This is a genomic window from Streptomyces sp. NPDC053427, from assembly GCF_044544985.1.
GTDB lineage: Bacteria > Actinomycetota > Actinomycetes > Streptomycetales > Streptomycetaceae > Streptomyces.
The window spans coordinates 303,693-328,825 of the sequence record NZ_JBITYA010000003.1 but is presented as its reverse complement, the minus strand read 5'-3'; the positions used below and the strand labels follow the sequence as shown (position 1 = coordinate 328,825).

General features: G+C 69.3%; 20 protein-coding genes. 9 read left to right on the top strand and 11 right to left on the bottom strand.

All coding sequences use genetic code 11. The features are described from left to right. Window positions 1–269: 269 nt before the first annotated feature. Window positions 270–2,078 (bottom strand): coagulation factor 5/8 type domain-containing protein, encoded by a 1,809-nt coding sequence (locus ACIGWZ_RS09465; RefSeq protein WP_400062527.1) that lies wholly within the window; start codon window positions 2,076–2,078, stop codon window positions 270–272. A gap of 23 nt (window positions 2,079–2,101) precedes the next feature. After that, window positions 2,102–3,136: a chitinase gene (locus tag ACIGWZ_RS09460; protein WP_400062525.1), complete on the bottom strand. Its 1,035-nt coding sequence runs from the start codon at window positions 3,134–3,136 to the stop codon at window positions 2,102–2,104. A 574-nt stretch (window positions 3,137–3,710) separates the two neighbouring features. On the opposite strand from ACIGWZ_RS09460, the gene ACIGWZ_RS09455 reads away from it, so the two are divergent. Continuing rightward, entirely contained in the window at window positions 3,711–5,414 is a 1,704-nt protein-coding gene (locus tag ACIGWZ_RS09455) for a cholesterol oxidase substrate-binding domain-containing protein (protein ID WP_400062523.1), read from the top strand. Between the two features lie 504 nt (window positions 5,415–5,918). Beyond that, window positions 5,919–7,028, top strand: coding sequence for a chitinase (locus ACIGWZ_RS09450; protein ID WP_400062521.1), 1,110 nt, complete (start codon window positions 5,919–5,921; stop codon window positions 7,026–7,028). A 324-nt stretch (window positions 7,029–7,352) separates the two neighbouring features. On the opposite strand, the gene ACIGWZ_RS09445 is transcribed toward ACIGWZ_RS09450, so the two are convergent. Together ACIGWZ_RS09445 and ACIGWZ_RS09440 are read right to left on the bottom strand one after the other, a co-directional pair. Beyond that, window positions 7,353–8,300, bottom strand: coding sequence for an alpha/beta fold hydrolase (locus tag ACIGWZ_RS09445; protein ID WP_400063246.1), 948 nt, complete (start codon window positions 8,298–8,300; stop codon window positions 7,353–7,355). A gap of 45 nt (window positions 8,301–8,345) precedes the next feature. Next, window positions 8,346–8,879, bottom strand: coding sequence for a VOC family protein (locus ACIGWZ_RS09440; RefSeq protein ID WP_400062519.1), 534 nt, complete (start codon window positions 8,877–8,879; stop codon window positions 8,346–8,348). 281 nt (window positions 8,880–9,160) lie between these two features. Between ACIGWZ_RS09440 and ACIGWZ_RS09435 the strand changes: the two genes are divergently transcribed. The 3 genes from ACIGWZ_RS09435 to ACIGWZ_RS09425 all read left to right on the top strand — a co-directional run bounded on the left by ACIGWZ_RS09435 (window position 9,161) and on the right by ACIGWZ_RS09425 (window position 12,256). After that, entirely contained in the window at window positions 9,161–9,475 is a 315-nt protein-coding gene (locus ACIGWZ_RS09435; protein WP_400062517.1) for a hypothetical protein, read from the top strand. A gap of 31 nt (window positions 9,476–9,506) precedes the next feature. Continuing rightward, complete coding sequence (locus tag ACIGWZ_RS09430) at window positions 9,507–9,710, top strand: EF-hand domain-containing protein (protein ID WP_400062516.1); 204 nt, start codon at window positions 9,507–9,509, stop codon at window positions 9,708–9,710. Between the two features lie 920 nt (window positions 9,711–10,630). Continuing rightward, entirely contained in the window at window positions 10,631–12,256 is a 1,626-nt protein-coding gene (locus tag ACIGWZ_RS09425) for a class I adenylate-forming enzyme family protein (protein WP_400062514.1), read from the top strand. 519 nt (window positions 12,257–12,775) lie between these two features. Here ACIGWZ_RS09425 and ACIGWZ_RS09420 read toward each other — a convergent pair. The 5 genes from ACIGWZ_RS09420 to ACIGWZ_RS09400 all read right to left on the bottom strand — a co-directional run bounded on the left by ACIGWZ_RS09420 (window position 12,776) and on the right by ACIGWZ_RS09400 (window position 17,773). Continuing rightward, window positions 12,776–14,233 carry an FG-GAP-like repeat-containing protein gene (locus tag ACIGWZ_RS09420; protein ID WP_400062512.1) on the bottom strand — a complete coding sequence of 486 codons (1,458 nt, stop codon included), beginning with the start codon at window positions 14,231–14,233 and terminating at the stop codon, window positions 12,776–12,778. Between the two features lie 333 nt (window positions 14,234–14,566). Next, window positions 14,567–15,400: a maleylpyruvate isomerase family mycothiol-dependent enzyme gene (locus ACIGWZ_RS09415; RefSeq protein ID WP_400062510.1), complete on the bottom strand. Its 834-nt coding sequence runs from the start codon at window positions 15,398–15,400 to the stop codon at window positions 14,567–14,569. A 321-nt stretch (window positions 15,401–15,721) separates the two neighbouring features. Beyond that, window positions 15,722–16,294: a hypothetical protein gene (locus tag ACIGWZ_RS09410; protein WP_400062508.1), complete on the bottom strand. Its 573-nt coding sequence runs from the start codon at window positions 16,292–16,294 to the stop codon at window positions 15,722–15,724. A 7-nt stretch (window positions 16,295–16,301) separates the two neighbouring features. After that, window positions 16,302–16,772, bottom strand: a complete 471-nt coding sequence (locus tag ACIGWZ_RS09405; protein WP_400062506.1) for a hypothetical protein — start codon at window positions 16,770–16,772, stop codon at window positions 16,302–16,304. Window positions 16,773–16,837: 65 nt separating this feature from the next. Then, window positions 16,838–17,773, bottom strand: a complete 936-nt coding sequence (locus ACIGWZ_RS09400) for a LysR family transcriptional regulator (protein WP_400062504.1) — start codon at window positions 17,771–17,773, stop codon at window positions 16,838–16,840. Between the two features lie 70 nt (window positions 17,774–17,843). Between ACIGWZ_RS09400 and ACIGWZ_RS09395 the strand changes: the two genes are divergently transcribed. Continuing rightward, window positions 17,844–18,731 (top strand): SDR family NAD(P)-dependent oxidoreductase, encoded by an 888-nt coding sequence (locus tag ACIGWZ_RS09395; protein WP_400062502.1) that lies wholly within the window; start codon window positions 17,844–17,846, stop codon window positions 18,729–18,731. A gap of 46 nt (window positions 18,732–18,777) precedes the next feature. Further along, entirely contained in the window at window positions 18,778–19,707 is a 930-nt protein-coding gene (locus tag ACIGWZ_RS09390) for an SDR family NAD(P)-dependent oxidoreductase (protein ID WP_400062501.1), read from the top strand. 78 nt (window positions 19,708–19,785) lie between these two features. Here the strand turns inward: ACIGWZ_RS09390 and ACIGWZ_RS09385 are convergent, their stop codons facing one another. Both ACIGWZ_RS09385 and ACIGWZ_RS09380 read right to left on the bottom strand, forming a co-directional pair. Next, complete coding sequence (locus ACIGWZ_RS09385) at window positions 19,786–20,355, bottom strand: hypothetical protein (RefSeq protein ID WP_400062499.1); 570 nt, start codon at window positions 20,353–20,355, stop codon at window positions 19,786–19,788. A gap of 143 nt (window positions 20,356–20,498) precedes the next feature. Further along, window positions 20,499–20,696 (bottom strand): hypothetical protein, encoded by a 198-nt coding sequence (locus tag ACIGWZ_RS09380; protein WP_400062498.1) that lies wholly within the window; start codon window positions 20,694–20,696, stop codon window positions 20,499–20,501. Between the two features lie 30 nt (window positions 20,697–20,726). On the opposite strand from ACIGWZ_RS09380, the gene ACIGWZ_RS09375 reads away from it, so the two are divergent. Together ACIGWZ_RS09375 and ACIGWZ_RS09370 are read left to right on the top strand one after the other, a co-directional pair. Then, the gene (locus ACIGWZ_RS09375) at window positions 20,727–21,038 is read left to right on the top strand and encodes a trypco2 family protein (RefSeq protein ID WP_400062496.1); all 312 of its coding nucleotides are present in this window, start codon (window positions 20,727–20,729) and stop codon (window positions 21,036–21,038) included. A gap of 11 nt (window positions 21,039–21,049) precedes the next feature. Continuing rightward, entirely contained in the window at window positions 21,050–25,120 is a 4,071-nt protein-coding gene (locus ACIGWZ_RS09370) for a trypsin-like peptidase domain-containing protein (RefSeq protein WP_400062494.1), read from the top strand. Window positions 25,121–25,133 lie beyond the last annotated feature (13 nt).

Genomic DNA, 25,133 nt, shown 5'->3' with positions numbered 1-25,133 from the left:
CAACTCCGTTCCTGTTCCGGCCTCCCACCGGGGGAACCATCGAGATCGGATACGGCCTTGTGGTGTCCCGCCGCAGCTCGGCGACACCGAGTGGACGCTGATCGAGACATTCCTGCCGGTCGACCGCAACGGCCCTACCCGGAGCACCTGCGCAAGCAGTTCGAGGGGGTGATCTGGCGGTTCCGGACGGGGAACACGCGAACGGCCGCCGTGGGAGCCGGCGGCCGTTCGGTGTGGGGAGGGGTGGCTGGAGCGGGCGGGCGCGGGGGCTACGGGTAGTCCACCACGTAGGACTGCTGGTGGTCCGTGTTCGCCGGGTCGCCCTGGTCGTTGACGACGTGGTTGATCGTGCCCGTACCGCCGAGCGAGACCGCCACCATGTGGTGAAGCTTCACGCCGTTCGCACGGGGCACCTGGAAGGCGCGGTCGGCGGCGACGGACTTGTTGACGTTGAAGTAGCAGTAGCTGCCCAACCCGTACGCCTGATGGTCGGTGACATTGTCGGCCACCTTGTACGCGGCATAGCCCTTGGTGCCGCCGTCCATCCAGGCCGCCTGGTCCGGCGGGTCATAGGGCATCTCGTTCTGGAAGAAGTACGTCCGGCCGTGGTTGCCGTTCCAGACCACCTGGTCCTTCTGGTAGTGCTCGACGAACAGGCCATACATCGTGACGTCGTCGCCGTTGACGGTCAGTCCGTTGTCCGCGGTGTTCTGCGTCCAGCCGACCCCGTCGCCGTGGTCGGCCCGCCAGATCCAGGTATGGTCGCCGATGACGTCCGAGCTGTTGACGACGAGGCTCTTGGTCGCTTTGCCGACGCCCGCGCCGCCGACCCGGAAGTAGACGTCGTGCAGCGAGGACGGATTGCCGGAGTGGTCCGCCGAAGCGCCCTTCGGACCCATCTCCATCAGCGTGTCCGAGGTCTCCCGGCCGGCGTCGATCAGCAGACCCGCGATGTTCGCTCCATCGACGTCGGCCACCGAGAGGGCCGTGACCCCGCCGTCGGGGACGAGGGTGGCCAGGCCGAGGCCGAGCACCACGGTATTCGGCTTCGTCACCTTGATCGTGTCGTCCAGGTGGTAGACACCGGGCGTGAACAGCAGGTGCTTGCCCTGGTTCAGGGCGCCGTTGATCTGGGACGCCGTCATGCCGGGCTTGGCGATGAAGAAGTCACTCAGCGGCAGGGATGTGCCTTTCGGAGCGCCGCCGGACCAGCTGGTGCCCTGGGTGTCCGAGGCGGCGTCGGGGACGAAGACCTTGTAGGCGTCGGCGTCATCGACGTAGAGGAACGGCTTCTCCCGGGACTTGGGGGTCTTGTCCACCGTGGTGTACGGCGGCTGGGGGAAGGTGCCGGCCGGCGGATTGGTCGCTCCGACGAACACCATGTTCCAGTTGGAGCCGTTCCAGCTGCCCCACTCGGTGTTGCGGGAGAGGTACTGCTGCTGCGACCCGGAGGAGACCGAACCATCCACCTTGGTGTCGGCGAGCAGCCCGCCGCTGGACCAGCCGTGGTTCCGCGGATCCAGCTGCAGATTGCCCTTCACATGCATCCGGCGGAACGGCGCGGCCTGCGAGACGGCCCACCGGTCGGTGCCGTTCGCCGGGGTCACGGCCAGGTTCTCGGCATCGCGCCAGAAGTTCTGCGTCGCGTTGTCGCCGAACCAGTCGGCCTCGGCGTGCACATCGCCGTTGATGTCGGTGTCGTCGGGCGACAGGCCGAGTCCGGCGATGTGTGTGTAGAAGCCGATGTTGGCGTCCACGTCGTACTTCCCCGGCTTGAACAGCAGCGCGTGTCGTTCCTCGCCGAACTGGTTCTTCTCCTGCTCCTTGAAGACCGCGTCGAGCCGGGACTGGATCTGGTCCTTGGGCATCGACGGGTCGAAGATGTCGACGTTGGGGCCGAGGTCCGGGGCGTCCGCTGCGGTGATGTGCTTCTGCGGTGTGGTGTGTTCGGGTCCTGCGCTCGCGCTCTGGGGGGAAAGGAGGGCCACGGTGCCGGCCGCGAGGACGAGGGCGGCGGCAGCGGCGGGCAGGGCGCGGCGCCTGCGATGGCGCGGCCTGCCCGACTCGTCGCGGGTCATGTTCAGCTTCACGATGCCCCCGCTCAGCCCGTGTATCCGGCGAAGATCTTGGTGAACTGCCAGGGTTCCTGGTCCACGCCGGAGCAGGTGTCGTCGTTGGGATAGGCGCCGGGGCACGGGCGGTCGCGGTTGGCCGACCAGTAGGTGAGGCGGGCGAGGTGGTGTTCCTGGGCGTAGCTGCGGATGGCCTCGAAGTTCTGCGGTGTGACCCGCTCGTCGGCGTCGGTGATGCCGTTCATCGACGAGATGCCGCTGTGCCGGTAGGCCGCGTCGTCGCTGTAGCCGTATGCGTCCTTGACCGTGTTCTTCAGACCTTCGGCGGCCTTCTTCGTCAGCTCGCCCATGTCCTGACCGCCCGCGTCACCGAAGTCGAACGGCATGATCGTCCAGCCGTCCACCGCCAGACCCGAGCCCGCGGCCCGCTTGATCATGCTGTCGTCCGGGCCGTCCTGGGCACTGGGAAACGTGACGTACGTCGTCAGGCCGGAGTTGTGGGCCTTCACCTGCTTCAGCGCGTCGATCGTCTTCTGCTGCACCTGGGGGTCGTCGTAGGCATCGCCCTCGATATCGATGTCGATCGCCTTCAGGCCGTAGGCGTCGATCACCTTCTGGTACGCGCCGGCCAGGGCCGAGGCGTCCGGGCAGGTCTGTTCCAGCTTGTTGCCGTTGGCCCCGCCGAAGGAGGGGACGACGTCGCCGCCCTTGGCGCGGATCGCGTCCACGGTCCGCGCATCGACGCCGCCGGTGAGGGGACGGCTGCCGTCCCACTGCGGATCGCACCCACCGTTGCTGAGGACGAAGGCCAGGGTGAACCACTTGACGCCGGTGGCGTCCATCACCATGGCGGGATCGGGCGGGTTGCCCCACCCGTTGTACAGGTACGGGGCCACGGCCTGCGGCGCGTCGGCCGCCTCGGGCCCGTCGGACGGTACGGCGTCGGCCGCCGCGGTCGTGGTGCCGCCGATGAGCGCAGCGGCGACCACGCCGATCGCGCTCCGATGGGCGCGGCGTATGTGCCGTGACCGCGATCTGCTTCCGTGCCGTGCTGATGAACTCATAAGGGCTCCTGTGCTGTGGGGGGAGCGGCGGTCGGCCCGGAGATGGCCGCGCTGCCGTCAGAAGTGCGTGTACATCGCAGAGTTGAAGGGGCGTTGAGGCCTGGACGCTCAAGGCATGGCTGGCTGCCCTCCGGGAAGCGGTGCACAGTCGGATCGGCCGACCGGGAACGACGTCGGGACCAGTGCAGTTCAGGATGGTCCAGACCTGATGCACGGCTTGAGTTAACTCGGCGTAAGGATGGGCGTCAAGACTGTCGACATCACTTCAAAAGTTGAACGCACTGGCCAACAGCGCCCCTTGGAGCGCCTCCACGCCGCCTTCGCTCGCTCGATTTCAAGGTGACCCGACGCTGACCGAAGCCGGCGCCATCATCGGTACCCCTGCCTCCATGGCCCCAGAGCAGATCCGAGGGCTGGAGAGCTCGCCCGCCCGCCACCGCACGCCCCTTGCGTATGACGGCCCGTCAACCTACCCTTCCGGCACCCCCACCGCACCGGGGCGCTCGTACGCTCTCATTCCTACGTTCCGTGCGCGGTGCAGCGGGGCGGCGCGCCGCGCGCCGGAAGGACAGTCATGTCCGACGACAGCGCTCGAAAAACCTCCCTCACCCGCCGTGCACTCCTGACCGCGACCGCCGCTGCGGGGCTCGCCGCGGCGGCCGGCCTCCAGCCTTCCCATCGCATCCCCGCGGGCAGCGCCGCGGCCACCCTCACCCCACCACCCGGCTTCCCTGCCGGTATCCCACTCTCCCAACAGGCCTTTCGCAACTGGTCGTTGGAAATCACCGTCGAGGACGTCTGGACGGCCTCGGCCCGTACCCCCGACGACGTGGTGGCCCTCGCCAACTGGGCTCACGAACACGGCTACCGCCTCCGGGCCCGGGGCAAGGGCCACACCTGGTCGCCGCTGGTGGTACCGGCCGGCGCCGACACCTCCCGTACCGTCATCGTCGACACCACCTCCCACCTCACCGCGGTCAGTGTGCGAGGCGGCGACCCCGGGAGCGTCACCGCGCAGACCGGAGCCACCCTCGACACCATCCTCGCCCGCCTGGAGGAGTCCGGGCTCGGCCTCGCCACCACCACGGCGCCGGGCGACCTCACCATCGGCGGGGTGCTCGCCATCGGTGGCCACGGCACCGGGCTGCCCACCGCCACGGAACACCCGCCCGCGGGCTCCGGCTTCGGCACCCTCAGCTCTCTGGTCACCTCTCTCACCGCCGTGGTGTGGAGCGCGGCGGACGGCCGCTACGTCCTCAAGACCTTCACTCGCGCCGACCCCGGCTTCCGTGCCTTCCTCGTCCACCTGGGTCGCGCCTTCCTCACCGAAGTGACCATGACCGCGGCGGCCAACACCCGTGTGCGCTGCCGGAATTGGTACGACGTCAACGTAGGCACCGTCTTCGGTCCCCCCGGCACGGGCGGCCGAACGATCAGCTCCTATCTGGAGAGCACCGGACGCGTCGAGGCGATCTGGTTCCCGTTCACCGATGTGCCGTGGCTGAAGGTGTGGAGCGTGGCACCGGCCAAGCCCCTGCTGGCCAAACAGATCGACGCGCCCTACGCCTACACGTTCGCCAACCGTGTCACCGAGGACATGTCGGCGTTGCTCGGAGAAATCGCCGCCGGCGGGGGCGACAAGACGCCTGCCTTCACCAAGCTCGCCATGTCCATCGTCGGATCCGGGCTGATCGTCACCGGCACGTGGGACGTCTGGGGCTGGTCGAAGAACAGTCTGCTGTACGTCGAACCCACCACACTGCGGATCGTCGAGGCCGGCTGGGCGGTACTGACCTCCCGGGCACAGGTGCAGCGCGTGGTGAGCGACTTCTACGGTCACTACCGCAGCGTGCTGGCAGCGCACCAGAGCCGCGGTTCCTACCCCGTCAACGGCCCGATCGAGCTGCGCATCACCGGCGTCGACCCCCATGACGGCCCCTTCCTCTCCCCCGCCCTCGCCCGTCCCGACCACCCCGAGTGGGACACCGTTGTCTGGCTCGACTTCGCCACCTATCCGGGGACTCCCGGCGCGGCCCCGTTCTTCCACGAGTTGGAACAACGGATCTGGCAGACCTACACCGGTTCGTACGCGACCGTGCGCCCCGAGTGGTCCAAGGGCTGGGCCTACACGGACAGCGGGCCGTGGACGAACCTTTCCGTGCTCGGCAGCACCGTGCCGGCCGCGTTCGACGACTGGCGCACCACCCGGGACACCCTGAACTCCTACGATCCGGCGCGAGTGTTCTCCAACGCCTTCCTCGACGCCCTGCTGCCGTGAGCCACGACTGCCCCACCACACCTGCACAGGGGTGAGCTGCGTCCCATGTCCCGGGCCGGTGCCCTCCTGCGCACCGGCCCGGGTCGTCCGCACCGCCGCGGAACGAACGCCCGCGAAGGGGTCGACCACCACTCGTCGCGAATGCCTTGCCCGCTACGCTCGGTCGAACCGGTACATCTTCAGGCAAGGACGGTCACGGTCCAACTCGCAAGAGAACAACGTCCCTTTGTAGAGGTGTGTCCCATCGGGGTTCCCCTTTCCGGCAATCGCCCGGTTCAGTGCCGCTCTCCCGCTTCCCGGTGGCTTCACTCGGCGCCGGTTCCGTATACGGCGCGGACGGAGATTGAGCCCCACCGTGGCACCCTGCCGCTTCCGGTCCTGCCCTTGCGGCCGAGCGTCTTCCGGATTCCGGCCCGCCGCCTCACGCTGATTGTTCTCCGTGGACGTCCTCCGGCATCGTATCCACCGCCACCTGTCCATCCGCTCCAAAGGAACCGGCCGACGATGACGAACGACGCAGACATACGGACCTCCGGAAGAAGCGAATTGCGGTCGATCGCCGCTGCCGTGACGGCGGCGGCGGTCGCGGTGTCGTTGCTGGCCGGCTGTTCGTCCGGGGCCAAGGAGGAGCAGCCCGGCCCGACACCGTCTGCGCCCTCCCGCAACGAGAGCCGGCCCCCCTCCAGCGCACCTCCCACCAAGGCAACCGAACCCCCCGCTCCAAAGGCCAACGCATTCGCGCCGTACGTGGACACGTCGCTCAAGCCTTCTTACGACCTCCTCCAGAGCGCGCAGGAGACCGGCGTGAAGGAGTACAACTTGGCCTTTGTCTCCCCCGGAGGCGGCTGCACGCCCAAGTGGGGCGGCAGGCAGGAGCTGGGCGACAACCCGGTGGCGCGCCAGGCGGATGCGCTGCGCGCCAAGGGCGGCGATGTGCGGATCTCCTTCGGCGGACAGAGCGGTCACGAACTGGCCCGGGTCTGCGGCTCGGTGAACAAGCTGGTGCGTGCGTACACCAAGGTCATCGACGCCTACGACCTGACGAAGGTCGACTTCGACATCGAGGGCCCCGCCCTGACGGACAAGAAGGCCAACACCCTGCGCGCCCAGGCGATTGCCCGGCTGCAGAAGCAGCACCCGAACCTGGACGTGTCCTTCACTCTCCCGGTGCTCCCCTCGGGCCTGAACCGGCATGCCGTCGCGGTCCTGGAGAACGCGAAGAAGAGCGGCGCCCGGGTCTCCACCGTGAACATCATGGCCATGGACTACGGCAGCTACTACGACGGCGACATGGGCGAATACGCTCTCGCAGCCGCCACCGCCACCCAGAAACAGATCAAGAAGGCGCTCGGCATCCGGCGTGACGCCGCAGCCTGGAAGGCCGTCGCCGTCACACCGATGATCGGCGTGAACGACGTCGAGGTCGAGGTCTTCACTCCCGACGACGCGGTCGAGCTCAAGAGGTTCGCCGACAAGAAGGGGCTCGGCCCGCTGTCGATGTGGTCGGCCGCCCGGGACAAGCCGTGCCCGGGAGGTTCCAACTCCAAGGCAGTGGCGAGCTGTTCAAGCATCGAAGGGAAGACGAACGCGTTCATGCGGACGTTCACCCGCTAGCTGAGGGATGTCTCGCTGCCGGTGGCTACGGGCCGTATGACGTCCTCATGGTCGCGGCCCCGCGTATGCCGTTCCGACCGGGGCCGACCAGACGCTCGCCGCCCGGCCGTTCATCCGGACGGAACCCTGAAGCCGCCGAGGAGGTTCTGGTCGAACTCCTCGGCAGGCACAGGTGCGGATCTCGTTCAGTCCGGTGTGGGCATCCAGGTGGAGGCAGTCAGCCTCCTCGCGATGCCTGCGGGACTCGGCATCAGCCTTCCCGTTGGGCAGCCCGGCCGTCCGCTGGTCGGCCGGCGGGCTGTGCCGGTCCGGGCTGGGCCCGGCTCAGGCACAGGCCCTGAGGAATTCGATGAGCGCAGCGTTCACCTCGTCCGGGCGTTCCTGCTGGGTCCAGTGTCCGCAGCCGGCCAGTTCGAGGGGCTTGCGCCAGAGGTTGGGCATGAGCGCGGGGAGGCGCTCGATGAGTTCGGGTGTGCCGGGGAAGGCGGGGACGAGGTCGCGGTCGCCGTACATGTAGAGGGCGGGCCGGGTGACGACGGCGCCGTGCCACGGAGCGGTCAGTTCCCAGTTGCGGTCGAGGTTGCGGTACCAGTTGAGGGCCCCGGTGAAGCCGTGGGAAAAGCTCTCGGTGAGTGCGTCGAGATCGTCCTCGGTGAACCACTCCGGCAACACCTCGGGGTCTGACATGGTCTCGAGCCAGCCCTGCCCGGGTTCGATCAGTGGCTGCTTGATTTCGCCGCCGTGAGGAGCGGAGCCGGAAGCCGAGTAGAAGAACTTCCGGAGGGTGGTGCGTACGTCCCTCGCGAACTCGGCGTCGGCGACACCGGGACGGTTGAAGTAGTTCCAGTAGAAGCGGCCGCCGAACCTCTTGTCCATGGCGGCCAGCGGAGGCTGCGTCCCCCGGAAGGGAGGTGGCACGCTCAGGCCGGCCACCCCGAGCACCATGTCCGGTCGCAGCAGCGCGGTGTGCCAGGCGACCGGGGCGCCCCAGTCGTGCCCGACGACGAACGCCTTCTCCTCGCCCAGGGCCTGGATCAGTCCGACGACATCGCCGACCAGGTGGAGGATGCTGTACGCGTCGACCTCGTCGGGATGGTCGCTGCGTCCGTATCCACGCTGGTCGGGGGCGACTACTCGGAAGCCTGCATCGGCCAGGGGGCCGAACTGGTGGTGCCAGGAGTGCCATGACTCGGGAAAGCCGTGCAGAAGCACCACCAGAGGGCCTTCGCCTTGCTCAGCGATGTGAAGCCGAACGCCGTTCACGTCAACCATTCGATGCTCAACCATGTTGATGAGCGTACGCCTGTGATCTGAGCGTCAGCTGGTTGATCTGACCGGCGCACTGCTACGCCCGTGGTGTCGACCGCCGAGCTCGGCGTCGAGTGTCTCCTGGGCCACGCGCATGGCCTCGGCGTATACGGGGTCCTGCAGCCGCTTCCACACCTCGTCCGCAGGGACGTCTTCGACGCGACTGATCACCCACCAGATATTGCCGAAGGGGTCCTTGATTCGCCCTCCGCGCTGTCCGAAGGCGTCGTCCACCAGAGCGGTGACGATCTGACCGCCGGCAGCGACGGCTTGTGAGAACGCCCTGTCCGCATGGGCGACGAACACGCGCAGCAGGCTCGGCATGGTGGGCCAGTCCGCGTGTCGGTCGAAGGCCAACACGATGGTGTCGCCGACTCGGATCTCAGCGTGCCCGATCGAGCCGTCCTCGGTCGGCACCCGCTTGAGTTCCTCGCCCCCGAACGCCTGGGTGACGAAGTCGAGGAAAGCCCCCGTGTCGTCGGTAACGACCCAGGGCGCCACGGTGGTGTAGCCCTCCGGCGTGGTGGTGGTCTGCTCGCGCATCGCGGTCCTCTCGCTGATGTTGGGTGCCAGCAACGACGGTAGAAGGGAAATAGGTCAATTGCTGTCCTAGATGCCAACCAACTTGCGTAGCGCTCGGCGAAGCCGGGCCGGATAGAGCGCTCGGTGGCAGGGCCCGCTACCGCCCGGCCCAGATACGGAGGACCCCGACGTCTACATGTCTGGCACCGCCCCGATGAGGCAGTTGGCCGTTCACGCGGCGGGCTCACGACAAAGACATCTGGGAGATCTGGTTCAGCGACGGTCCCCTCGGCATTCACCGCATGGATGTCGACCTCTGCGGCTACCTCGACGCACTGTGCGTCACCAAAGGCGCATACGGCTGGCAGTATTTGTTCACCGACGTCTCTCTGGCGGAAGACGACCACGAAGTGACCGCGGAATTCCTTACCGAAATGCTCGCCGTCTTGCCCGATGTGTTCCCCGCCCACGACTACGAGCCGCAGAACGCGCCTGCCCCGTGGCGCAATGAGCCACGTTCCATGGATCCCGACCAAAACGGCGATCATTGGAGTGAATTAGTGAATCCAGAGGATTATTTGCATAAATACTTTGCCACTCTACCGTTGACCGTATGAATCTTCGGGCATCTACCAACGAGAGGAAGTCATGACCGAGACCGAGGCAAGGGAACTGTTCGAACAGATCGACACCGACGGCGATGGCCAGATCAACATCGTTGAAATGGCCAACCACTTCAAGCGCCAAGGGCATCAGGGCAAGCTCAGGGAACACGTCAAGGCCGCTATGGAATCAGACGCGAACCACGACCGCGTCATCGACTTCAATGAGTTTCAGCAGATGGTGAAGTAATAGCGTCGCTGACGCATCAGCCCTGAGGCTCGCACGGGAGTACCTCATCCCACCGGCCTCGGGGCTGCTCGTCTGCACCTCCTCACAGAGCTGCTCGGCTCGTTTGCGTCAGCTCCCTCGGATGCCACGAAGCGCTCAGCCGTCAGCGCGGGACGCTTGAGACAGCCCTGCCGTCAACGCCTCACCGGAGACGTAGTGTTCGCTGACCACGCCTGCGAGTACGAGGCGCAGGCTCTGGTCCAGGACGTGCAGGTCTCTGCGAAGGACCGTGCGGTGTGGGCATCGAAGAGATCGGCGGAGTAATCCGGTTCACCGTCGAGTCCAGCCGCCCGGCGACCCGTCCTGTTCCCTCAGCTCAGCGAACAGGTTGAATTTGGCCGTTTCGGCCGCGACCGGTTCGGGCCGGGCGGTCAGATCGTCCAGCTCCGCCCGTGCCGCTTCAGTGTTCTGGAACGTGAAATGACCTGGAACAGCGGGTGTCGGCGCGGCGAGGAAGCGGTGCGGCGCTGCGGGACGCGGTTCGATTCTTCTAGCGGGAAGGCTTGACGGGGCAGAGCGGCCGCTACTTGAGGTACGTGTCCACGGGCCCGTGCTGTCGGCCTCCGGGTCCAATCCGGGCCGCGGCGATGTCCCGGCTGCGCGTCGCGGTGACCGCGCCGATCAGGACTCCCACAGCGAGCGAACCCAACACGGCGCCGGAGCCCGACGGGATTGCCCCGGCCCGCAGACCGAACACCGGCCCCGGCCGGAGCGCGGCGCGCGACGTCCCCGCTGACGGGCGTTCCGTGCGCTCTCTCAGGCGCTCGCCTGACCTGCGAATACCGAATGCATCAAGGCACGGGCATGATACTCCGCCAGCTGTTGGCCGAAGGTGGCCCCTGTGAGGCCACGGCTTCTGAGCGGCATGTTTGTATGTGTTGGTGATCGTTAACGCACAGGAAACATCCGAGCCACAGACGTACGTGGACCGCATTCTGGAACACTGGTACAAGGACGAGGACGCCGAGGCGCTCGTCCAGGGGGCGCAGCGGCTGACCAGGGGCGAGGCTCGGCGGCAGCTGTTCAGATTGGGGCATGCGCTGCGCGGGCAGGGGCTCGCGCCCGGCGACGGAGTGGGGCTGTTCCTGGCCAACCGCGTGGATTCCGTCCTGGTACAGCTCGCCGTCCATCTCATCGGCTGCCGCGTCGTGTTCCTGCCACCCGAGCCAGGGCCCGGCGAGCTCGCCGCCCTGGTCGAGCAGTCCCGGGCGCGCGCCGTGGTCACCGACCCGCTCTTCGCACAACGAGCCGCCGACGCGGCCGGCCGCAGCGTCCACGCCCCCGAACTGCTCAGCCTCGGCCCCTGTGAGCAGCAGTGCGCGGACCTGCTGGCCCTGGCGGCCGAGTGCCCGGACGTGCGCCCCGACGACGTGCCCGCCCCGGGAGCGGACGAGGCAGTCACCGTCCTCTACACCGGCGGAACCCTGGGCCACCCCAAGCTCGCCGCGCACAGCCACCGGCTCTACGACGTGCTGGTGGACCTGGTGGAGGACGTCCCCGAGGACTCCGGCACCGCGTTCTTCCCGGCCATGACCCCCGGCACGGACCGGGTGCTCGCCGCCACGCTGCTCACGCACGGCAGCGGCCACCTCACCTCGCTTCAGGCGCTGGTGACGGGATCCGTCCTCGTCGTGCTGCCCGAGTTCGAAGCGGGCGCGGCGCTGACGGTACTGCGCGAGGAGCGGATCACCGCCACCATGTTCGTACCGCCCATGCTGTACGCGGTTCTCGACCATCCGGAGTGCAAGCCGGGCGCCCTGCCCGCCCTGCGGCGGATCGTCGTGGGCGGCGCGGCCACGTCGCCCAGCCGGCTGCAGCAGGCGGTCGAGGTCTTCGGGCCGGTGCTCGGCCAGGGCTACGGACAGTCGGAAGCGCTCGGCATCGCCGCGTTCGGCGCGGAGGAGCTCGCCTCGGAGGGAGCCCGTCGGCCCGAGCTCTGGCGCAGCTGCGGCCGCGCAATATCCGACACCGAGATCGAGATCCGTGCCGAAGACAGCACGGCGGCGCTGCCCGTCCGACAGGTCGGCGAGGTGTGTGTCCGGGGCAACGCGGTGATGCTCGGCTACTACGAGGACCCGGAGCGCACCGCGGCGGCACTGCACGACGGCTGGCTGCGCACCGGGGACATGGGCTATCTCGACGCCGAGGGGTACCTCTATCTCGTCGACCGGGCCAAGGACATCATCGTCACCGGCAGCACCAGCGACAACGTCTACTCCAGGGTCCTGGAGGATTTCCTCCTCACGCTGCCCGGTGTGCGCAACGCGGCGGCACTGGGTGTGCCGGACGAGGAGTACGGAGAGGCCGTACACATCTTCCTGGCCACGGCCGAGGGTGCTGACGTCGACCCGGAGGCGGTCGGCGTGGCGGTGACCGCCGAGTTGGGAGAGTTGTACTCACCCCGGAGGACGGTGCTGCTGGACCAGCTGCCGACGACCAAGGTCGGCAAGGTGGACAAGAAGGCGCTGCGCGCCACGTGGACGAGCGAGGCCGTGCCCACTCCGTAGGCTCCCTTGCTGTGGAGGCACCCCGGCCGATGCGGGGTCAAGTGCGCCGGGAAGACAGGGTCTTTGTGGCGCACCTCGACCGGCCGCACTTTCCCCTGGAAAGGGCGGAAGTGCGGCGCCGCTGTCCTCGGGGTGCCCTGTCGGGAGATCGCCCGGGCTGTGCCCACGCTGGGGCTTCCCGGCCTCGATCTCTTCACCGATGCGCGCAGGGCGTTTCAGGGCCCCTCAAGGTCAGTGCCCCTGACCTTGGGGGTGCTCACTTTTCATCAAGGCCTCTGTTGGCCTAGGCGACTCGACAGCGGGTCATCGTTGCCGCACTCCCCTGCCCTCGGCCAACGTCCCGACTCCCGCTGGCGGCGCTGTGCGGTGTGCTCGGTGCACGCCGGCCCGTGGCAGGTGGCGGAGGCCCCCGCAACAGGGCTAGGTGAGGGGCCGCCCGCACACACCTCTGTGCGCATTACGGATGGGGCGGCGCCGGAGTCCTCCGGTGCCGCCCCATCCGACTGTCCGTCTACAGGCTCAGGAGCCCGACATGGCGTCACCGAACATGGGGTCGTCCCCCGAGTTCCCGATGCCCACGGACGACGCGCCGAAGCTCACCGCGCCGGTGGTCGTGACGCCTCCGGTGGAGCCGCGCAGGACCCATACGGCGCCGTCGTCGCTGTTCTCGCCGCCCGCGCCCACCGACAGATCGGCGCGGCCGTCCTTGTTGTGGTCGGCGAGGTGGATGGCGTCGCCGAACATGTCCGACGACTCATCGGCGCCCGGTACGCCCGAGGTGCCCTGGCTGAAGGACTGGGCGCCGGTCCCCGTCAGGCCGGAGGGGCCACCGCGCAGCACCCAGACGCTGCCTGCGTGGCTCGCGGAGCCGATGGTCTCGAAGCTCGCGCCGACGGCGAGGTCCGGGTAGCCGTCACCGTTGACGTCGCCCGCTGCGAGTGTGCCACCGAACAAGTCGTCGGACTCGTCCGCTCCCGGCACACCCGCGGTGTCCTGGCTGAAGACGGCGCTGCGAGTGGTGTCGACGCCCGCCGTACCGCCGTAGAACACGGTGGCGTAGCCGCCCTTCGCCGTCTGGTCAGTGACAGAGACGAAGTCGGAGCCGACGACCAGGTCGTCGTGCCCGTCGCGGTCGAAGTCGGCGACGGCGAACGCGCCCGCGTACCCCGTGCCCACCTCGGTCTGCAGGGTGGGCCCGGTCGAGGTGCCCCGGTAGACGAAGTTGCCTGCGGAGGACCCCACCACCACGTCATCCACCCCGTCGTTGTCGAAGTCCCCAGCGGCCAGCTGGACGGCGCCTCTGGGGTACGCACCGGACTCGATCTGCGCGTCGAAGCGCAGCTTCCCGGCCGCGCCGCCGGACTTGGTGAAGCCGCCCTTGAAGATCCACACGTCCTTGCCGGTGGAACCGACCGCCAGATCGGCCTTCCCGTCACCGGTGAAGTCGCCGACCGCGAGGGACTGGCCGAACCGGTCGTGGCCGGACGCGTTCGGGTCGCTGATCGTCGTGCCGCCCGACAGGCCGGACGAGCCGCCCCACAGGATCGTCACCGAACCGCCGTCGACATCGCCGCCGACGTCCTCCAGCGGTGTGCCCACGACGAGATCGCCGTAGCCGTCGTTGTTGAGGTCGCCGTGCGCGAGTTCGGTGCCGAAGCGGTCGGAGGTCTCCGAGTCCCCCGGCACACCGGAGGAACTCTGCGATGTGGTCTTGTGGCGCGCGGCGCTGATACCGCTCGACGAGCCGTAGTTGACGACCACGGCGCCCGCCTTCGCCTTCCCGCCCGCGACAGCGCCCGGGGCGCCGGTCGCGAGATCGCGATAGCCGTCACCGTTGAAGTCGTCGGCGAGGCCCGACCCGGCGGCACTCGCGTCGCCGGGCAGGGTGATGAGCAGGCCACCGGCCAGGGCGGCCGCTACGACGGTGGCGCCCAGGACGACGGAACGCCGGGAGCGCTTGTGAGGGGGCCGGGACATGGGTTCCTCTCCAGACATATGTGCGAACTCAGAGATGACCTCTGATGAGGCTGAAGGGTTGTACGGGAAAGGAGAGGTTTCGGTTCCGGTGCCAACGCAGGGGCGCACGGTAACGATCGAGGCACTTCCGGGGCATGAAGCAGCCCGTGCGGCTCGGGGAGGTCGGGCGGTTGCCGGGGGCCGCTGCGGTGACCATGACAGCGTGCATGCGGTCGTCGGCGACGGCCACCACAAGCCCACTGCCTGCTTCACCGTCGAACAGGGGGCCTTCCCAGGCCGGCTCCTGCGACGCGGACCCGGTCAATGACCGGTTCGGGGCCTGGGTTCAGGACATCAGGGTGCCCTGAAGAGCGCCGGAAAGCGGGGCGCGAGCCACGGCTTACGCCCCCGGACGAGGATTCGGCCCTGGGCGAGGGCGCTCCATTGGCCGCGGCGGCCGAGTGCCATCAGAAGGAAGGTGACCGGCTCGATGAGGATGGTGCAGTCCGGGCGTCTCGGCTGCTGCGTGGCAACGGACACCGCGCCGTTGTTCACCGTCACGCCGAAACGGGCACCGCCCCACAGGTGGATTGCGTAACGGGCGATCAATCCGGCGGTGCGGGCGGAGTCGGTCACCCGTGGCATGGCCGTGATCAGGAACGGCAGGGTCAGCTCGACCCGGTCCCGGTCGATCATGTGCGGACGTCCCAGCGCACGGGCCAGGTCGTAGCCGTGGCCCAGCATGTGCGTGAGCAGGTACGAGCCCAGCACGTCCGGACCCATCGGGCCCAGCGGGGTGACGACGGTGCCGTCCGTGGCACCCTCGTCCCACGCCTTCAGGTAGGCATCGGCCTGCGCCACGATCATCGCGGCCAGCGGCTCGGCCCGCCGTTCGTCGAACTCGGCGAGCGCGCGCTCATTGGCCGCGGCGAGACTCTGCGGCGTGCCGTCCCCGTAACTGCGTGCATGTCCCGCCGCAATGTCGGCCATCAGCTCGTTGGCCAGCGCCAGATGCGCTGCCGCCTCCCCGACGGTCCACTCCGACCCGGGCACCGGAAGCGCCATGTCTGCGCCCCCGCGCAGCAGCGCGGCGATCTCCTCGGCGGTCGCGCGTACAGCCGCGCCGAGCCCCTCGGGCAGAGCACCGCGTGCGTCCTGCCCGGCCGCTGACGCTGACGCTGATTCCACGCCGTTCATTTCGCCCTTGCTCTCGTGTCCGTGCCGGATGCGTGCGCCACCGGCCGGTGACCGCGTCACGGATCGCCGGGAACAGGAGACCAGGCATCAATGGCGGCGACAAGCCCCTGAGCGGCGAGGCCGGACGAACTCCGCAGGGAGACCCCTTGGCACCACGCAGGGAGATCCCTTGGCACCAGCCAGCGACCGAAGGAAGCGGCCTCGTGGCGCCGCAGCCATATGTGGTCCATGTCCCGCAATTCCCTGATGAGGAACTAGAGATCTTTAGTGGTGGACGTTACGAAGTACGGCGATGTCCACCACTAAAGACCTTTATCCCTGGCCTGTGCTGCGGAGGGCTGCCGTGATGTGGCTGTAGGCGGGCATGGGGGGTTGGCCGGCCTTTTCGTAGCGGACTGCATGGGAGAGACCGAGTTTGGCGCCTGTGGGGAGGGTGCGGTTCGTGGTCCACAGGAGGGTTTGCAGCTGCTCGTTCTGGACGGCGAGGAGTTCTTCGCTGGTCTCCAGTACCAGACCGGTGTTGGTGCACCAGGTGGCTACTGAGGTCCAGAAGTCCGTCAAGGTGTTCCAGCAGATTGCGCTGCGGGGGTCCAGCAGGGCTACGGCCTCTTCCGGGGTGTGGAGATGGGGCAGGCCGTGGGAGGTCAGGTTCTGGATGTTCTCCAGGAGGCCGGTCGCGAACTCGTAGTGGGATTCGTCCAGGAGCAGGGTCTCGACCAGGGCCAGGACCGCGGGCAGTGTGTCGGCGTCGCGGTGGGTGGCGTGGAAAGCGGCTGTCTGGCAAATCGCGAATTCTGTGGTGCCGTCGGCCGTCTTGGGGTTCAGGCCTGCTGCGGTGAGGAGCTGGTGGGTGCGGGATATCGGGCGGCGGCGTGAGAAGAGCATGGGGGCATCATGGCAGGCGGGAGGGCGCGACGGCGCTGGGAGCCGGGCGCAGCGGGAACGAGCCGGGGTGCGCTGCGTGGCGGAACCGGGTGCGGAGGTGTGCACGGAACGCCGGGGTGTCGTCGTGGCCGCTGATGCGGGCGTAAGTGCGGACGAAGTGGTCGAGGGCCTCGGCGCGTCGGTCCGGGCAGCCGGAGGCCAGGGCCTCGGCGGCCAGTGCGCAGGCGTCCATGATGCCGGAGTAGAACGACGTGACGTCGCCGACCTGGTGGCTCTGCGGTTGGCGGCGCCGGTCGTCGCCGCTGGTCAGGGCGTGGAGTTCGGCGTAAGCGAGGGCGGTCGAGCTGGTCGGGCCGGCTGGTGGTACGGGCACCGCGCCTTCGATGACGGCCCGGGTCAAGCGGTGCGGCAAGCTGGTCGGGAGCGCCCAGTGCCAGTAACGGACCAGGCGGTCGTGGGCCTCGTCGAGCTTGCCCACCTCGGCGAGCAGCGCGAGGCGGCGAAGTCGTTCCAGCTCGGGGCAGTCGTCCAGGATCCTCGCCGTCAGGAGGGCGCAGGCGCAGTGAGGGTGGTGGCGAGTGCCTGGGCGCGCAGTACGGCTGCCACGCGGCTGACGGCCTGCTCCGGCGGGTGGGGAAGGCTGGCCAGCAGCAGGCGCCGCTGCTCCTGAGGGCCACCGCGGACGGGCAGGATGCGCACCCCGGGCGGCGCGACGGACGCGAGAGTGGCCGGCGCCGTGGTCAGTCCGCAGCCGGCGGCGACGAGGTGGAGCTTGGCCAGCCAATCGCGGGCGGTCAGGACGATCTCGGGCCGCTCGTCCAGGCCCGGCCATACGCCCATCAGCCGGTCCTCTCCCGAGGAGGAGCCGGCGATCCACCGCTGCCCGCGCAGGTCGGCCACATCCACGTAGTCGCCCCGGGCCAGCGGATGAGCGGCCGGTACCGCGAGGCACAGAGCGCGTTCGGTCAGCGTCTGCAGGGCGAGCGGGGGAGATTCGGAGTCCGGTGCGCGAAACGGCGGCGCGGAGGCGAGCAGAGCGAGGTCGATGCTTCCGGCCCGCAGGGCGCGGGCCAGTGCGGGGGTGCCGCCCTCGCGCCCGACGACCTGCAGGTCGGGGTCGGTGCGGCGCAGCTCGGCAAGGGCTCGGGGCACCAGAACGGCGCCCGCGCTGGGCACCCATCCCAGGCGTACCGTCCCGCCCTGCCCCGGCAGGCCGGACAGCTCGCGCGCGGTGGCCTCGATCTCGTCGAGCACGGTCGTGGCGCGGCGCATGACAATGCGGCCGGCGTCGGTGAGCCGGACGCCGTTGCGCCGCCGCTCCAGCAGTTCCGCGCCCGCCGCACGCTCGATCGCGGCGATCTGCCGGGAGATCGCCGACTGGGTGTACCCGAGCGATGCGGCGGCCGCGGTGAAGGTTCCTTGTTCTGCCACGGCGCGCAATACGCGCAGCGCGGTCAGCGACACTTCGGTGAAGTCCATGACGTTTACGCATACCACCTGTGCCGAACTTTCGTTGGACTCATGGATGCGGCGTTCTTAGCGTGGAACCATGAACGCTTCCCGCATCGCCCTTGTCACGGGCGCCAACCAAGGGCTCGGCCGCGCCCTCGTCGAAGGGCTCGCCGCCCGTATGAACCGGGACGACCTGGTCCTGCTCACCGGTCGCAACCGACAGCGGGTGACGGACGCGGCCCACGAGGTCGCGCAGGCACCTTCGGCCCGGGCCTGCGTAAAGGGCGAGGTCCTGGACGTCACGGACACCGACGCCGTCGCCCGCCTCGCCGAGGACCTGCGGGCCCGCCACGGCGGGGTCGACATCGTCGTGTCCAACGCAGTCGCCCGCCTGCTGCCCGGTGAGTCGCAGGCCGAGCGGGCCGACGAGTTCATCGACGTCTCCAACACCGCCACCCACGCGGTCCTGCGCTCCTTCGGCCCCGTCCTGCGTCCCGGCGGCCGGCTCCTCGTGGTGGCCAGCAGCCTGGGCACTCTCGGCCATCTCCCCCCGCGCCTTCACCACCTGTTCGACGGTGCGAGCCTCGATCAGGTCGAGTACGCCGTCGAGTCCTGGCGCAGCGCCATCCACCACAAGACGGCCGCGGAAGAAGGGTGGCCGCTGTGGCTGAACGTGCCTTCGAAGGTGGCCCAGGTAGCCGCCGTGCGCGCGGTCGCCGCAGACCGCCTCGACCGCGACCTGGCCTCCGGCACATTGGTCGCCGCCGTGTGCCCCGGCATGGTCGACACCCCCACCTCGCGCCCGTGGTTCGACGACTACAGCCAGGCCCGGTCACCCGCTCGGGCCGCCGAAACCGTACTGGACCTGATCCTCGCCGAGCACGTCGACCCCGTCCTCTACGGCGAACTGGTCCGCTTCGGCCAGGCATTGGACTGGCACTCCGGCACACCGCCGACGGAACAGAACCGTCTGCTCATCCCCTGACCACACCGCAGCCACGCGTTTCGGCACATCCCCAAGGAGTTCTCCCATGAACGTCATCACCACCCCGTTCGGATTCAGCACCACCGCGGCCGAAGCAGCAGACGGGATCGATCTCGCCGGCCGCCGCGCCGTCGTCACCGGCGCCTCGTCCGGACTGGGCGCGGAGACGGCGCGTGCCCTGGCCTCGACCGGCGCGGAGGTCACCCTCGCGGTACGGGATGTGGCGACGGGCGAACGCGTCGCCAAGGAGATCACCGCCTCCACCGGGAACCGCGAGGTGCGCGTCGCGCCCCTCGACCTGACCGATCTCGCGTCGGTCACGGCGTTCGTCGACGCCTGGCAGGGGCCGCTGCACATCCTGGTGAACAACGCCGGCGTCATGGCCTGCCCCGAGCAGTACACCGAGCAGGGCTGGGAGTGGCAGTTCGCCACCAACCACCTGGGCCACTTCGCCCTCGCCACCGGCCTGCACCACGCGCTGGCCGCCGACGGCAACGCCCGTGTGGTGGGCGTCAGTTCCACCGGGCACCAGCAGTCGCCGATCGTGTGGGACGACATCAATTTCGCCTTCCGCCCCTACGACCCCTGGCTCGCCTACGGCCAGTCCAAGACCGCCAACGTCCTCTTCGCGGTGGAGGCGAGCCGCCGCTGGGCCGACGACAACATCACCGCCAACGCACTCATGCCCGGCGCCATCTACACGAACCTGCAACGCCACACCGGCGGCCGGGGCAGCGGCCGTGTCCCTGCCGAGCTGATCAAGACCGTCGAGCAGGGTGCCGCGACCTCCGTCCTCCTCGCGACCTCTCCGCGCCTGGAAGGTGTCGGGGGCCGCTACTTCGTCGACTGCAACGAGACCGAGGTCGTCGACCGCCGCTCCGGCACCCTGCACGGCGTCGCCCGCTACGCCGTCGACCCGGTGGGCGCACGCCGCTTGTGGAACCTCTCGCACGATCTGCTCGCGCAAGCCTGCTGACACCGGCCCCTCACCCTGCCTGCCGGCACACGCATGGCACCTCAATGGCTGGAGGACGAGGCGGTGGCCCATCGAGGCTCACCCATCGAAGTCGTGAAACCCGTACCCGACGTAGCCCCGGCCGAGCAGTTCATCCTCCAACTCCTCCTCGTCGAGGTCATCAAGGTCGTCGAGGTCGTCGTCGGGAGGGCCGTCGCCGAGCATGACGCAGTCGCCGTCCTTCGCGATCTCACCGACGAGCGGCGGCACGCAGGCGCTGCCCCAGTCCACGGTGACTTCGATCGCGTCGTCGAAGTCACCGGCGACCATCCCATCGGCAAGCTCTGTCCGCACCTTGTGTGGATCATCCGCGCCAACCGCGTAACCCGTCGGCTCACCCGGTCCGAGGAACGTTATGTCCGGGTAGCCGTCAACTCGGATCGTGACGAACGGGTGAAGGTCGATCGAGCGCACGCGTTCGCCCCGCTGGTACACGTCCAAGGCCACATCCGCGCTGTAGAAAAGCATCCCTGCCTTGACGAACGATGCGAATTCGGAGACCAGCACGGCCTTGGCTTCGTCGAGGCTGCCGCAGATGTAGTGCACATCCTGCCTGGCTCCGAGGGCGGACACGCCAAACCTCAAGTCGTAGAAGCTCTTGAGCACCATGCCTGGAAGGCTATACAGCGGGACTGACAACCGGCTTCCGCATGGACAGTGCCACAAGGTCTCGTTCCCGGGAAGAGGTCGGCGCCGGGCTGGCCGGCACTGAGGGATGACGGAGAGGACACGCAACATCTCGCGTATGACGGTCAGTTGTCGGCCGGGTCTTTCTCGGCGGAGAATCGGATATCGAGGCCGCCGGCCCGGGTGAATTCAAAGCGGGCATGCACCTTGGTGCCGGTCACGTCGTCAAGGGCGAGCACCGGCCGGTGCTCGGTCGACGTGGGCGGACGATTTCGTCCATGGGGGCGGGGCATGCAAACAAAGTGGCCGGCTGGCAGACTCATGGATATCGACATACGTGGAGGCGGCATCTGATGAGCGAACCCGAGGGCGTGCCCCTGGCCGACTACATCCGCGTACTCCGCGATCAGTTGGAGACGGCACAGCAGGAAGGGGCGGGCCGCGGGGTCAAGTTCGGCGTCGGGGCCGTGGAGCTGGAGTTCGAGGTCACGATGACGCGAGAGGCAAGCGGGCGCGGCGGGCTGAAGCTGTGGGTGGTCGAGGCCGCCGCCGACGGCAAGCGCAGCGGCGGCCGGACACAGCGTGTGCGGATGACCCTTACGCCCACCGACGACGCCGGCCGGCCGCTGTCGGTCACCGACCGGCTGCCCGAGCTCCCGCGCTGAGGCCTGTGGTGGTGGACTCGCTCGCCGGGCGGTGCGCCGAGGTCCTGGTCGAGCAGGACGGCGGCACCGGGTACGGCTCGGGGCTGCGGCTGGCGACGTCCTTGGTGGTGACGGCCGGGCATGTGGTCGAGGGCGGTGGGTCGGTCAGGGTGCGGCTGTCCGGCGGCGCCCCCGACGAGATCGTCGTCACCGGCCGGACGGTGTGGCGAGGTGCCCGGCTGGACGTCGCGCTTGTCGAACTCGCCCCGGACGTCCCCCTCGACGAGGTCGCTCCGATGACCATCGCCGTTGTACCGGACGAGGCCGACGGGCGGCTTCCGTTCACCGCGATCGGCTTTCCGCGCCATCAGAGCTGGACGGACGCGGACACGGCGACCTGGCGCGACAGCGACCAGATCGACGGGGTGATCCCGCTCGGGTCGAGCGTGAAGCGGGGCCGTCTGCTGCTGCATCGGGCGGATGGCCGCCGCCTGGAAGCGCGCGACTGGAGCGGATTCTCGGGCGCGGGCGTCGTCTGTGAGGGGTCGGCTGTCGGCGTCGTCGTGGAGGCGGCCCACTCGGGCGGGCTGGACGCCGTGCGGCTGGCCGCTGTGATCGGCGCGTACGAGCCGCGCGCGGAAGGCGAGCGCGAGCCCGAGCCGAGTGCCACCGCCGCACGTGAGCTGCTGGCCTCGCACGGCGTCGTGCCGAAACGCCTGGGCGGGCAGGAGCGGCGTCGCCCGGCCTACGAGGCGATGTTGCGCCAGTACGCAGCCCGGTGCGCCGAACTGACCGGCCGCGACCGGGAGCTCGCCGGCCTCCTGGCGTTCGCGACCGGGCCGGACCCCTACCTCCTGCTCGTCGCCGGTCCTTGGGCCGGAAAGACCTCGCTGGTGACCCGCTTCGCCACCACGTCCCACCCCGGACTGGACGTGGTGTCGTTCGTCGTCTCCCGGCGCGATGGGCAGATGCGCGTCCAGCAGTTCCACCGGGCCATGTGTGACCAGCTCGCCGCGCTGCTGGGCGAGTTCCCGCCCGCCGAACCGGACGCGGCCGCCTTCCTCAGCCTCTGGGGACGCGCGATGCGGATCCCCGGACGTGCCCTGCTGCTGCTCGTCGACGGCCTGGACGAGAACGACTACCGCGAGCTGGCCGAGCCCAGTATCGCCGCGCAGCTCCCGACCGCTCTCGGTCCGGCGGCACACGTCCTGGTGACGAGCCGCCATTCCGATGTGCCGCTCGACGTGGATGGCAGCCACCCGCTGCGCACCTGCCGCCGCCAGGTGCTGACACCGTTCCCCGCGGCGACGAGCCTGCTCCTGCGCGCCCGCCAAGAGCTGGATCACGTGCTCGCCGAGCCCGTCCCGCGCACCGTCCTGACCACGATGACGGTCGCCGGCGGCGCGCTGAGCAGCAGGGACATCGCCTCGATCGTCAACGACTCCGCGCTGGCGATCCGCAGGACCCTGGAACGGGGGCTCTCCCGGGTCGTGGAGCCGCGCCCCGGTACGCCGACCCGGTACACCCTCGCCCATGACACCCTGGCCGTCGCCGTCCAGGAGGACCTGGAACCCGAGGAGTTCACCCGTGCCCGCACCGCCGTCGATGGCTGGGCCCTCGGCTTCGCCGCGGCCGGCTGGCCGGATGACACTCCGGACTACCTGACCGAGGCGTACCCGACCCTCCTGCTCACCGAAGGTGCCGGCCGGACGCTGGCCGCCCTGGCCTCCCCCGCGCGCCGCGCCCTGCTCCGCCGCCGGACCGACGGCGATCTGGCCGCGCTGTCCGAACTGTCGAACGCGGCACGGCTCCTCGAGGCAGCCCCGGACTGCGACCTCACCTCGCTGACGCGGGTGTCGCTGCTCCGCATGTCCATCGAGGACGACAACTTCAGCATGCCCTCCATGTATCCGCTGTTGCTGGTACGCCTCGGCCGAGCCGAGGAGGGCATCCAGTTCGCCCGTACCCTGCAGAACGTCTACGCGCGAGCCGACGCTCTGCTGGCGATCGGCGCGTACCTGCTGGACAGCCGGCCGGCCGAGGCGCGGAACCTCATCCACGAAGCCATGGCCGTACCGGGGAGGTTGCCCCTGGAGCGGATGCCGCATACGGTGCGCGCGGCCCTCGCGCTTGCGCGGCACGGCGAACCGGGCGCCGCCGATCTCGCTCGCGAAGCCATCACCGAGAGCGGCGACGCGCGAGGCTGGTCCCTCACCACGGCCGCCGACGCACTGGCCGAGATCGATCCCGCGCTGACACGGCTCCTCATCGAGGAGGCCATCCAACACGCCGATGCCGAGGACCGCCCCGACTTCTGCGGCCTCCTCGCGCCGGCGTTCGCCGCTCTCGGCGACCTCGACCGCCTGGTCCAACACCTCGCCGACTTGGACCGGGACGGCAGGAAACGAGCCCTCCTCACCGCCTGCAGCGAGCACTTCGCCAAGGGAGGGCGTCGAAACGTGCCCGAGGTGCTCCTCACCGCCTTGAACCATGAGTTCGCCGCCTCCGACCTCGTGGAATCGGCCGCCTACCAGGACGAGGACCGGGCCCGCCACCTGCTCGCCCTGCCTGCCTCGTCCTCTCCCGATCTCGATCTTGTCGAGCTCGCCTGTGCCGCGCTCGCCGCCCACGGCCTCGATCCTCGGCAGCCCGGGGCCTCGGACGAGCTGCTCGCCGACGCCGCAGCGTCTGCCCTGGCCAACGGCCACCTCTCGCTGGCGGTCTCCCTGGCCCAGGACATCGCCCTCCCCTTCATCCGTGCGGACCGCCTTGCAGAGATCGCCCTGGCGCTGCTCGACTCCGACACGCCCCAGGACGTTGCTCCCGTGGTGCGCGAAGTGGAGGCGGCCCTCGACGAGACCAGGAACACGCCGCCGCCCACCGTCCTGGCGGCCTTCGCCCGGGCCGCTGACACCGCCGGACGAACGGACCTGGCCACGCCGGCCCTGGAACTGGCCCTTCACACGGTGGTGCAGGCAAGTGACGACACCCGCGCCAAGTGGGAGGCGCGGGCTGTGGCAAGCGCAGCCGCCCGGCTCGGTCACCTCGACCATGCCTTGAGGATCGCGGCGAGGTTCGAGGCAGATCAGCTCGACCGCATCGACATCCTGCTGGACGCCGCCAGGGCCGTCGAAGCGTGCGGCGATCACCGCTCAGCCGATCTCGACCTGCTCGTCGCCCAGGTGACCGAAGGCATCGAGGAGTCGACGGACCCGAGCGTGGCCGGCTGGCGTACCCGCGTCACGCACGAGCTCATCTCCCTCCACCTCCGCGCCGGGCACGCCGACGCGGCCCTCAATCTGGCACGCCGACTCGCGAAGACCGACCTCTCCGGCCGCACACTCGAGTTGCGCGCGTACCTCCTGTCGGACGACATCCCCTCGGCGATCTCCCTGATCCGCGAAACGGCCCTGACCATGCCCCGGAATTCCCCGCAGGACCTGGCCCGCTGTCAGGAACTGGCAGCCGCGATGATCGTCGAGATGTGCGACGCCGGCCACCAGTCCCTGTGCCGCGACGTCACGGCCCGACTCGCCGGAACCGCGGACCCGGATGTGACGCTGGACAGCGGCCTCTGGGCCCATCCCTGGCTCACCGCAGCCTGCCTGGCCACCGGCCTCACCGAGGACTTCACCCGCCTTCTGGCTACGCTGCAGCATGCCGCCCTGGTCACGGGCGCCGGCTACGGGACCGCAACCGTGCCACTGGAAGCCGTCGTCCGACTGCGCCTTTGGGATCGCTACCACGCCGAAGCCCGCCGGCTGAGCGAAGTGCTGGCCGACGTCGTCCTCACCGACATGGTCAAAGCGATGCTCGATGCAGGCTTCCTGACCGAGGCCCTCCCCCTCATCGACGACGTCCAGGACGGCGGCGCCTACTGCCTGGCCCTCGCCGCGGCCGTCACCTCCCCGCCGCCCGTCGACCTGGTCAAGCGCTCCCTGGCCCACGGCTTCGCCGAGGACGTCATTGCGCCACTGGCCGCCCTGGAGCCGGCGTGCCTGCAAGAGATCGCAGCCCAGCTCGGGGTGATCCGGCCACCCGCCGAACAGGTGTCGCTCGCACAGCGCGCTGCGGTTGCGCCTGCGCCGGGGTTCACGCGGTAACCGGCCTCCAGGC

Bases quoted from the DNA above. Each gene is read 5' to 3' on its own strand.
- ACIGWZ_RS09465 (WP_400062527.1), bottom strand. From the start codon at position 2,078: ATGACCCGCGACGAGTCGGGCAGGCCGCGCCATCGCAGGCGCCGCGCC.
- ACIGWZ_RS09460 (WP_400062525.1), bottom strand. From the start codon at position 3,136: ATGAGTTCATCAGCACGGCACGGAAGCAGATCGCGGTCACGGCACATA.
- ACIGWZ_RS09455 (WP_400062523.1), top strand. From the start codon at position 3,711: ATGTCCGACGACAGCGCTCGAAAAACCTCCCTCACCCGCCGTGCACTC.
- ACIGWZ_RS09450 (WP_400062521.1), top strand. From the start codon at position 5,919: ATGACGAACGACGCAGACATACGGACCTCCGGAAGAAGCGAATTGCGG.
- ACIGWZ_RS09445 (WP_400063246.1), bottom strand. From the start codon at position 8,300: ATGGTTGACGTGAACGGCGTTCGGCTTCACATCGCTGAGCAAGGCGAA.
- ACIGWZ_RS09440 (WP_400062519.1), bottom strand. From the start codon at position 8,879: ATGCGCGAGCAGACCACCACCACGCCGGAGGGCTACACCACCGTGGCG.
- ACIGWZ_RS09435 (WP_400062517.1), top strand. From the start codon at position 9,161: ATGGATGTCGACCTCTGCGGCTACCTCGACGCACTGTGCGTCACCAAA.
- ACIGWZ_RS09430 (WP_400062516.1), top strand. From the start codon at position 9,507: ATGACCGAGACCGAGGCAAGGGAACTGTTCGAACAGATCGACACCGAC.
- ACIGWZ_RS09420 (WP_400062512.1), bottom strand. From the start codon at position 14,233: ATGTCCCGGCCCCCTCACAAGCGCTCCCGGCGTTCCGTCGTCCTGGGC.
- ACIGWZ_RS09410 (WP_400062508.1), bottom strand. From the start codon at position 16,294: ATGCTCTTCTCACGCCGCCGCCCGATATCCCGCACCCACCAGCTCCTC.
- ACIGWZ_RS09400 (WP_400062504.1), bottom strand. From the start codon at position 17,773: ATGGACTTCACCGAAGTGTCGCTGACCGCGCTGCGCGTATTGCGCGCC.
- ACIGWZ_RS09395 (WP_400062502.1), top strand. From the start codon at position 17,844: ATGAACGCTTCCCGCATCGCCCTTGTCACGGGCGCCAACCAAGGGCTC.
- ACIGWZ_RS09390 (WP_400062501.1), top strand. From the start codon at position 18,778: ATGAACGTCATCACCACCCCGTTCGGATTCAGCACCACCGCGGCCGAA.
- ACIGWZ_RS09385 (WP_400062499.1), bottom strand. From the start codon at position 20,355: ATGGTGCTCAAGAGCTTCTACGACTTGAGGTTTGGCGTGTCCGCCCTC.
- ACIGWZ_RS09380 (WP_400062498.1), bottom strand. From the start codon at position 20,696: ATGAGTCTGCCAGCCGGCCACTTTGTTTGCATGCCCCGCCCCCATGGA.
- ACIGWZ_RS09375 (WP_400062496.1), top strand. From the start codon at position 20,727: ATGAGCGAACCCGAGGGCGTGCCCCTGGCCGACTACATCCGCGTACTC.